This window comes from Rhodanobacter sp. OR87 (assembly GCF_000473345.1).
In the GTDB taxonomy this organism is placed as follows: domain Bacteria; phylum Pseudomonadota; class Gammaproteobacteria; order Xanthomonadales; family Rhodanobacteraceae; genus Rhodanobacter; species Rhodanobacter denitrificans.
Window position 1 is genome coordinate 18,086 of the sequence record NZ_AXBJ01000033.1, and the last position, 9,131, is coordinate 27,216.

Annotated in this window: 7 protein-coding genes; 3 read left to right on the forward strand and 4 right to left on the reverse strand. The window is 67.9% G+C overall.

Annotated features, from left to right (window positions below):
* Nucleotides 1-53 precede the first annotated feature (53 nt).
* A complete protein-coding gene (locus RHOOR87_RS0117520) occupies nt 54-668 on the reverse strand; it encodes a hypothetical protein (protein WP_015446525.1) in 615 nt (204 codons plus the stop codon).
* A 184-nt stretch (nt 669-852) separates the two neighbouring features.
* On the opposite strand from RHOOR87_RS0117520, the gene RHOOR87_RS0117525 reads away from it, so the two are divergent.
* From RHOOR87_RS0117525 to RHOOR87_RS0117535, 3 genes are all read left to right on the forward strand, one after another.
* Entirely contained in the window at nt 853-3,039 is a 2,187-nt protein-coding gene (locus RHOOR87_RS0117525) for a TonB-dependent receptor (RefSeq protein ID WP_027485770.1), read from the forward strand.
* A gap of 142 nt (nt 3,040-3,181) precedes the next feature.
* Nucleotides 3,182-4,375 carry an SAM-dependent methyltransferase gene (locus RHOOR87_RS0117530; RefSeq protein WP_015446527.1) on the forward strand — a complete coding sequence of 398 codons (1,194 nt, stop codon included), beginning with the start codon at nt 3,182-3,184 and terminating at the stop codon, nt 4,373-4,375.
* An 8-nt stretch (nt 4,376-4,383) separates the two neighbouring features.
* Nucleotides 4,384-4,794: a VanZ family protein gene (locus RHOOR87_RS0117535; RefSeq protein WP_007508886.1), complete on the forward strand. Its 411-nt coding sequence runs from the start codon at nt 4,384-4,386 to the stop codon at nt 4,792-4,794.
* On the opposite strand, the gene RHOOR87_RS0117540 is transcribed toward RHOOR87_RS0117535, so the two are convergent.
* The 3 genes from RHOOR87_RS0117540 to RHOOR87_RS0117550 form a co-directional block, all read right to left on the reverse strand.
* Entirely contained in the window at nt 4,771-6,981 is a 2,211-nt protein-coding gene (locus RHOOR87_RS0117540) for an LTA synthase family protein (RefSeq protein WP_043795920.1), read from the reverse strand. The genes RHOOR87_RS0117535 and RHOOR87_RS0117540 overlap by 24 nt on opposite strands.
* A 59-nt stretch (nt 6,982-7,040) precedes the next feature.
* On the reverse strand, nt 7,041-8,288 hold the full coding sequence (locus RHOOR87_RS0117545; protein ID WP_007508890.1) for a multifunctional CCA addition/repair protein: 1,248 nt from the start codon (nt 8,286-8,288) through the stop codon (nt 7,041-7,043).
* A 592-nt stretch (nt 8,289-8,880) separates the two neighbouring features.
* Nucleotides 8,881-9,131, reverse strand: a 251-nt coding sequence (locus RHOOR87_RS0117550; protein ID WP_027485772.1) for a transposase, incomplete at its 5' end; no start/stop codon positions are given.

Sequence of the window (9,131 nt, forward strand, 5' to 3'; positions counted from 1 at the left end):
TGCACAAGTCCCAGCTTGCCGCAAAGCCGGCAGCGAGTCATCCGCGACGGTGCTCAGCTGTCATCCTCGAGGGCGATCTCGCCTTCGAACAACGCGATCGCGGTGGCGGCGACCTGCCCGGTGTCGTAGTACGCATACGCACCGACGCCGAGCGCGCCGACCACCGGCAACCAGCGCGAGACGCCCTTGCCGAGCGTGCGCCGCGTCAGCTTGATGCCGATCTGCTTCGCCACGCGCTCGACCACCGCGTAGGACATGCGCCGGAACACCAGCCGGTCGCCCATGCGCACCACCAGGTCGCGGAACGCCTGCGCTGCGGTGTGGCGGAACAGGCACCACAGCATCTGTTCGCGGCCCAGCGTGGCGTGGTGGCCATAGGCGGCGGCAATGTCGCTGACCATCTGCGCCTGGAGCTTCCAGATCGCGATCAGCTCCGGCAGCAGGGTCAGCCAGCCCAGCGGCCCCGGCGGCAAGGCCAGCGAGCCGGCGGCGAGTGCGGCGCGCCGGGCCGCGTGGTTGGCCAGGCGGCGTGCCTCGCCGGCGGGATCCTGGCTGTTGCCGACCCTGCTGTCAGGCACCTGGCTCACGAAATCCAGGATCGCCTCGGCGATCCGGCCGTGCTCAGCCGGCGCAATGACGGCGGGTACCTGCTGGCTGCGCTGGGGCATGCGTGGTTCCGTGGGAGTCGCTGTTGGCGGCATGTGCCCTTGCCAGTCTAGGGGTGTTGCATGAAGCAGGGATCAACGGATTCGCCGGCAGGCGTGACTTGTGGCGCAGGCGGGGCGGGAAATTATTCAGTAATGTTATAACATTACCGAATAAACCAATCGTCTATCTCTGCCGGAACTGCCGATGAAGCCTTCCCTGCTCGCCGCGAGCCTCGCCATCGCCCTGGGCACGAGCGCCGTCCATGCCACCGACGTGCCGCCGCCAACCAGTGCCGCCACCCCCGCCGCCGCCGCGAACGCAGACGACCCGACCGACGGCGGCAACCGCAACAGGCAGCCGGTCAAGGTGCAGGACCTGGGCGCGGTCTCGGTCTCGGCCGCGCTGGACCAGGCGCGCAATGGGCTGTCGCCGGATACCGGCTCCAGCCAGTACGTGATCGACCAAAAGGCGATCGCGCAGTTGCCGCTGGGCGCCTCCACGCCGGTGAACCAGGTGCTGCTGCAGGCGCCGGGCGTGGTGCAGGATTCCTACGGCGGCGTGCACGTGCGCGGCGACCACGCCAACCTACAGTACCGCATCAACGGCGTGATCATCCCCGAGTCGATCGGCGGCTTCGGCCAGAGCCTCGACGCGCGCACCATCCGCACCGTCAAGCTGCTCGACGGCGCGCTGCCGGCGCAGTACGGCCTGCGCACTGCGGCCGTGGTCGACATCACCACCAGGAGCGGCAGCGAGCTGGGCAACGGCGGCAGCGTCGGCATCACCGGCGGCAGCAACGCCACGCTGAACCCGAACGCATCGGTGTGGGGCAGCAACGAGCGCTGGAGCTGGTTCCTCACCGGCAACTACCTGGAGAACGATGCCGGCATCGAGAACCCCACGCCGGGCAAAAAGCCGATCCACGACCATACCAACCAGGCCAAGGGCTTCGGCGACATCAGCTACCTGATCGACAACGACACCCGCCTGAGCTTCCTGTTCGGGGTGGCCAACAACCGCTTCCAGATCCCCAACCGACCGGGGCTGCAGCCGCAGTTCGGCTACCTCGGCCAGACGGGCTTCGACTCCGCGCAGCTCGACGGCCGCCAGCGCGAGAACACCCGCTTCGGCGTGCTGGCGCTGCAGGGCAAGCTGGGCGCGACCGACTACCAGGTGTCGGTGGGCCAGCGCTACAGCAGCCTCGCCTACAGCCCGGACCGGATCGGCGAGCTGATGTTCAACGGCGTCGCCTCCGCCGTCAGCCGCAGCAACCGCGCCAGCACCCTGCAGGCCGATTTCGCCACGCCGCTGGGCGACCGCCATACTCTGCGCTACGGCATCTACGGCAGCTTCGAGCGCGCCATCAGCGGCAACAATGCCTGGGTGTTCCCCGCCGACGCCGGCGGCAACCAGACCAGCACCACGCCGATCAACATTCTCGACGGCAGCCGCCTCGTGGCGAAGACCTGGTCGGCCTACGTGCAGGACGAATGGAGCATCGGCGACGACTGGACGCTGAACTACGGCCTGCGCGGCGACCGCTACCAGCTGGTGCGCAGCGAGAGCCAGCTGAGCCCGCGCCTGGGCCTGGTCTGGCAGGCCACCGGCAGCACCACCGTGCACGCCGGCTACTCGCGCTACTTCACTCCGCCGGCGACCGAGATGATCGCCAGCTCGAACATCGCCAAGTTCGACGGCACCACCAATGCCGTGTCGGACATGGGCAACAACACGCCGCTGGCCGAGCGCTCGGATTATTTCGACGCCGGCATCTCGCAGAACATCGGTTCGGCCTGGACCGTCGGCGTGGACGCCTATTACCGCAAGGTGCGGCGCCTGCAGGACGAAGGCCAGTTCGGCTCCGCGCTGGTCTACTCCACCTTCAACTACGAAGCGGGCCGGGTGAAGGGCGTGGAGTTCACCGCCAACTACGAGCACGGGCCGCTGTCCGCCTGGTTCAACGCGTCGCTCGGCAAGGCCATCGGCAAGCACATCGTCACCAGCCAGTACAACTTCGCGCCGGACGACCTGGCCTGGGTCAACAACCACTGGATCTTCCTCGACCACGATCAGAAGCTCACTTCGTCCGGCGGAATCCATTACGCGTTGAACGACAGCACCGGGGTCGGTGCCGACTATCTGTTCGGCAGCGGTCTGCGCAAGGACGGCGACGTGCCGAACGGCGCCTCGCTGCCGGCGTACTTCCAGTTGAACCTCAACCTGTCGCACGACTTCGCCTTCGACCGCTTCGGCAAGCTGCACACCCAGCTGGCCGTGCTCAACGTGCTGGACCGCACCTACGAGCTGCGCGACGGCAGCGGCATCGGCGTCGGCGCGCCGCAGTTCGGCCCGCGCCGCGGCGTGTACCTGAGCCTGCAGAAGGATTTCTGAAGGACGGGAATGGGGAATGGAACCGGCAAGAGCGGCGAGTTGCGTCCATGCATCCCGGGCGTTAGATCCCGCTCCTGCAGGTGGAGACGAGGGCTGCGGTCCATCCGTTATGCTTGCCGCGTTTTCATGACCGGCAACCGCCATGCCCTCCCGCCTGCCCGAACCGAGCGCCGACGAACGCGCCCATGCCGACCGTCTGCTGCAGCTGCTGCGCGAACAGATCGCCTCGCACGGGCCGATGCCGTTCTCGCAGTACATGGAGCGCTGCCTGTACGCGCCGGGGCTGGGCTACTACAGCGCCGGGCGCACCAAGTTCGGCGCTGCCGGCGACTTCGTCACCGCGCCGGAGCTGGGTGACCTGTTCGCCGGCTGCGTGGTGAATGCGGTGCAGCCGGTGCTGGCGATGCTCGGCGACGAGGCGGATTTCCTCGAACTGGGCGGCGGCAGCGGCGCGTTCGCCGAGGCGGCGCTGAAGGCGCTGGCGGCCGGCGGCACGCTGCCGCGGCAATACCTGATCCTGGAGCCCAGCGCCGACTTGCGCGAACGCCAGCGCGAGCGGCTTGCCGCGAACCTGCCGGCCGATCTGCATGCCCGCGTGCAATGGCTGGATCGCCCGCCCGAGCAGGACTGGCGTGGCGTGCTGTTCGCCAACGAAGTGATCGACGCGCTGCCGGCCACCCGCTTCGCGATACGCCAGGGCGAGGTCTACGAGGAATACGTGGCGCTCGACGGCGAAGGCCGGCTGATCCGCGTCGACCGCCCGGCCGACGCGCTGGTGACCGGTGCGGTGCGCCACGTCGAGCGCGACCTCGGCATCGAGTTCGCCAATGGCTACCGCTCGGAGATCCTGCCGCAGCTGCCGTACTGGATCCAGGCGGTGGCTGGTGCGCTCACCGCCGGGCTGATGCTGTTCATCGACTACGGCTACGTGCGCCGCGAGTACTACCTGCCCGAGCGTGACGACGGTACGCTGATGGCGCATTACCGCCACCATGCGCACGCCGATCCGCTGTACCTGCCGGGGCTGAACGACCTCACCGCCTCGGTCGATTTCACCGCGCTGGCCGAGGCCGGCAACAGCGCCGGCTTCGGCGTCGTGGGCTACCTGCCGCAGGCGCAGCTCCTGATCGGTGCCGGCTTGCAGGACGTGTTCGAGCGCGAGCACGCGGCGATCGCCGACGAGCACGGCCGCTACCGGCTGGCGCAGCAGGCGAAGCGGCTGATGCTGCCCGAGCAGATGGGCGAGCGCTTCCAGGCCATGCTGCTGGCGCGTGGCCTCGATGCCCTGCCGCTGCCGGCCGAACTGCTCGCCGCCGACCAGGGTGGGCGGCTCTGACCGGCGCCATGGACGTCCAGACGTCCGCACGGCTGCGCTGGCATCGCGCCTGGGTCGCGCTGGGCGGCGCGATCATGCTGTGGACGCTGTGGATGGCGCTGACGCCGGATCCGGACATCACGCTGGCGTTTCCGTACGGCGACAAGCTGCTGCACGCCACCACCTTCACCTGCCTGATGGGCTGGTGGGGCAATGTCTACCGCGCGCGTCGCCCGCGCGGCTGGGCCACGCTGGGCTGCCTGGCGTTTGGCGTCTTCATCGAGTTCGCGCAGTGGCTGGACCCGCCGCGCGACGCCGATGCGCTGGACGTGCTCGCCGATGGCGCCGGCATCGTCATCGCGCTGCTGCTGCTGCGCACACCGCTCGCCAACGTGCTGGCGAGCGTGGAAGCGTGGTCAGTGCGCCGGCGCGGGGGCTGAGCCGGGCGCTGCCGGCGCCACCGTCGAGCCGGCGGACGCAGGCACCGAACCGGGCGCTGCCGGCAGCGGTTCCACCGGCGTCGCATCGGTTGGCCGGCGCAGCAGCTGGCCGCGCTTGAACAGCTCGCTGGCGACCTGGTAGTAGGCGATTGTCTGTGCGATCTGCTCCTCGTTCTGCGGCACCAGCGGCACGGCGTCGCCGCTGGCATAGTCCGGCTTCATCTGCTCCAGCTTGCGCCCGGGTTCCAGCACGGTGAGCACGTCCTCGTGCAGGTAGCCGAGCTTCTCGTAGGTGGCCGGAAACGCGCGTTCACGGCCGGGTTCCAGCTGGAACAGGTCGTAGCCGAAGAAGCGCGAGCGGTAGCTGAAGTTGAGCAGGCCGAGCAGGGTCGGCGCGATGTCGACCTGGCCCATCAGGCGGTCCACCCGCCGCGGCTGGATGTGCTTCGGCGCGTAGATCCACAGCGGCACGTGGTAGCGGTTCACCGGCACGCTGGTCTTGCCTGCGCTGGAGGCGCAGTGGTCGGCGGTGATCACGAACACGGTATCGTCGAAGTACGGCTTCGCGCGCGCGCGCCGAATGAAGTCGCCGATCGCCCAGTCGGTATAGGCCACCGCGCCCTGGCGGGTGCCGTTGGCCTGCTTCACGCGGCCTTCCGGGAAGGTGAACGGCCGGTGGTTGGAGGTGGTCATGATGTGCAGGAAGAACGGCTTGCCGGAGGCCGCGATCTGGTCCATCTGGCCCATTGCCAGCGTGTACAGGTCCTCGTCGGCGACGCCCCATACGTTCTCGCGGTGGATCGTGGCGGTCTTCGGGATGTCGCGCCGGTCGACCGCGCGATAGCCGTTGTGGCTGAAGAAATAGTTCATGTTGTCGAACTCGCCGTAGCCGCCGTAGACGAAGTCCGACTGGTAGCCGCGGTCGTTGAACACGCTGGCCAGCGAGAACAGGTTCTCGTTGCCGCGCTCCTTCAGCAGCGAATCGCCGGGCGTGGGCGGCACCGACAGCGCCAGTGCTTCCAGCCCGCGCACGGTGCGCGTGCCGTTCGCGTAGAGATTGTCGAAGAACAGGCTTTGCCCGGCCAGCGCATCCAGGTACGGCGTGATCTTTTCCTGGTTGCCGAACGTGCCCAGGTAGTCGCCAGACAGGCTCTCCACGCTGATCAGCACCACGTTGAGGCGCTTCTCCGGGCCGGCGTGGCGGATCGTGCGGGTGAGGTCGCGCGGGTCGTCGCTGACGTAGCTCGCCTCGGGCGTCTTCAGCATCTCGCGCACGCGGCGGAACGCCTCGTCGTCCGGCAGCGTGCGGTAGAACTTCGCGTAGTCGAGGTGGCTGCTGCGGAACGCATTGAAGAACTGGTAGATGCCGTTGCCGGCCAGCTCGTTGACGTAGTTGTTGCCGGTGCGGTCCTTCATGCCGCCGTTCACCGCGGCGACCGAAACCACCGTCAACACCAGCCACAGCAGCGCCACCTTGCCGCGCTGCCAGAAGCGGCTGCCATCGTCGCGCACGCGCAGGGCGCGCCGGCCGAGCGCGAACAAGACCAGCGCCAGCGCCGCCAGCAGCGTCAGCCAGCGGCCGATCGGATAGGACTCGCGGATGTTGCCGATCACCTCGGTGGTGTAGACGAGGTAGTCCACCGCGATGAAGTTGAAGCGCACGCTGAACTCGTTCCAGAACACCAGCTCGGACGCCGCCACGAACAGCAGTCCGTACAGCAGCAGCAGGGCGAAGCCGTACAGCACCCACTGGCCGGCGCGCGAGGTGTAGGTGAACGCGGTCAACGGCAGCACGAACAGGAACGGCAGCAGCGCCGGCCAGGTGGTCTTGAGCGTGGCGTGGTACATCAGGTGCAGCACGCCCAGGCAGATCGCGCAGGCCAGCACCAGGCCGGCGGCGGACAACAGCCAGCGCCACAGTCCCGGCATGCGCCCGGAGCGCGTCGGCACGATCCACAGCAACAGCACCAGCGGCCACGCCACGTAGATGCAGGTGACCAGGTCGTAGCCCAGCCCCACGCCGAACGCGTACAGCAGGTTCAGCGCCGTGTGCGGCACCTCGCTGCCGGACATCACCAGCAGCACCACGCGGGTGGCGAACGAGATCGCCAGGTAGGTGATCGCCAGCCACCACAGCGGGCGGAAACGCTGACGCAAGGGAGAGGTCGGGGTGAACGCACTCGACACGGGCAACTCCAGCAGGAAGGGATCGACGGGTGCCCGCAGCGGGCGTCGTCATCCGGGCTTTATACCGCGGATCCGCTTGGCGAAGGCTGAGTTTTCAGACTGGCGATGGCGTGGATCCGCGCCGTTTGCATCGCCTGGCCGATCGCCGGGCCGGCCAGGCCGCGGGCGACGAAGTCGGCGGACTCGACCGCCGCGGCGGCAGCGCGTGCCGCGCGCAGGTAGTCCGCCTGCGGGTAGGCGTCGTGCTCGCGGCCCAGCCGGCCGCGCTGGTCCGCCTCGCAGGCGGCGAGGAAAAGCTCCAGTCGCGCCGGCCGGCGCAGGGCATCCAGCGCGCCCAGCAGCTTCAGCACGGTGGCCGGCTTCAGCTCGAACGCGCGGTGCACGTTCAGATGCTCGCGGCAGACCAGCGCGGCCAGCGTCGCGTGCTCGGTCGGCACCTTCAGCCGCGCGGCCAGCGCGAGCAGCGGCGCTACGCCGCGATGCTCGTGGCCGATGTGGCGCGGCAGCTCGGCGGCCGGGGTCAGCGCCTTGCCGAGATCGTGGGTCAGTGCGCAGAAGCCCACCACGTCGTTGCCCGGCGCCAGCCGCGCCGCCGCGTCCAGCACCAGCTCCACGTGCACGCCGGTGTCGATCTCCGGGTGGAACTCGGCGCGCTGCGGCACACCGTACAGCGCGTCGACCTCGGGAAACAGCACGGCCAACGCGCCGCACTCGCGCAGCACGCGCAGGAACGCGGACGGCTGCGGCTCGCCCAGCGCCTTGCGCGTTTCCGCCCACACGCGCTCCGGCACCAGGTGGTCGACCTCGCTGTCGGCCACCATCTGCCGCATCAGCGCCATCGTCTCGTCGGCCACCGCGAAGCCCAGCGGCGCGAAGCGCGCGGCGAAGCGCGCCACCCGCAGCACTCGCACCGGGTCCTCCACGAACGCTGGCGACACGTGGCGCAGCACGCGCGCCTCGATGTCGCGCACGCCGCCGAACGGGTCGGTCAATGCGCCGTGCTCGTCCTCGGCGATTGCATTGATGGTGAGGTCGCGCCGGGCCAGGTCCTGCTCCAGCGTGATCGTCGGGTCGGCCTGAAACACGAAGCCGTGGTAGCCGCGCCCGCTCTTGCGCTCGGTGCGCGCCAGCGCGTACTCCTCGCCGGTGTCGGGATGCAGGAACACCGGGAAATCCTTGCCCACCGGCTTGTAGCCAAGCACCAGCAGTTCCTCCGGCAACGCGCCGACCACCACGTGGTCACGGTCGACCACCGGGCGGTTCAACAGTTTGTCGCGGACCGCGCCGCCGACTAGATAGGTTTGCATGGGGGGATTCTGCCACGCGCCCGTGTTGTACGTAGGATCCGGCGGGCATTTGGAAAATCATTGTGCCTAACTTCATGGTGTTCGGTTATATGGACATAATGGGTTCGTTATTTTTTTAGGAATTAAAGCGTAACAACTTGCTTGTTGACATTGCTGTTATCGAAGCTCAAGTCTACAACTGGGACTTTGGTGTCATACCGGATAGGGGAAAGACATGAAGTTGAATCGGCAAAGGAACTGCCTGTCGGCAGCCGCACGGGCTTCGACTGCGATGCAAGACAACGGAGGAGACTTCAGAGCCAGTACGCTATGGCCACAGGTTCGAGTGAGTTCCTTGCCGCGTTTTTTCTTGTTCCTTGCTTTAGCTCTGGGGCTACTCGCCTCGCCTCATCAGGCCAAGGCAGTCATGGTAGCCCACCCGGTGATTTGCACTACTGGCACCCCTGGGTATCAGCAAAGCTACGTGTGCGATGTGACATGGATTGATGATGGCGATGGCGGCGGCGGTGGAAATGGTTCCGTTGGCGTTGGCGGCGGGGGCGGCGGTTCTCCGCATACCTCCGTCAACACGCAACCTGATTAGCGACGACGCTCAGCCATGAAAATTGTCGACGGCGCGCAATTTCGTCTCTGGCCAAGGCTTGCACAGGGTCATGGCGCGCGCCAGTCGCGGCAGCAGCTCGGCAAGTCGGAAACGGCGGTTGAAGCGGTAGGCGGCTTCGGCCAGATAGCGCCGCGCGTACTTGGCCTGGCGCATGGCGTGGTAGCAACCGCTGATCGCTCGTTTGACGTTGCCGAGCACCACGTTCACCCAGCGCGCTCCCTTGACCTCGGTCGCGGCGC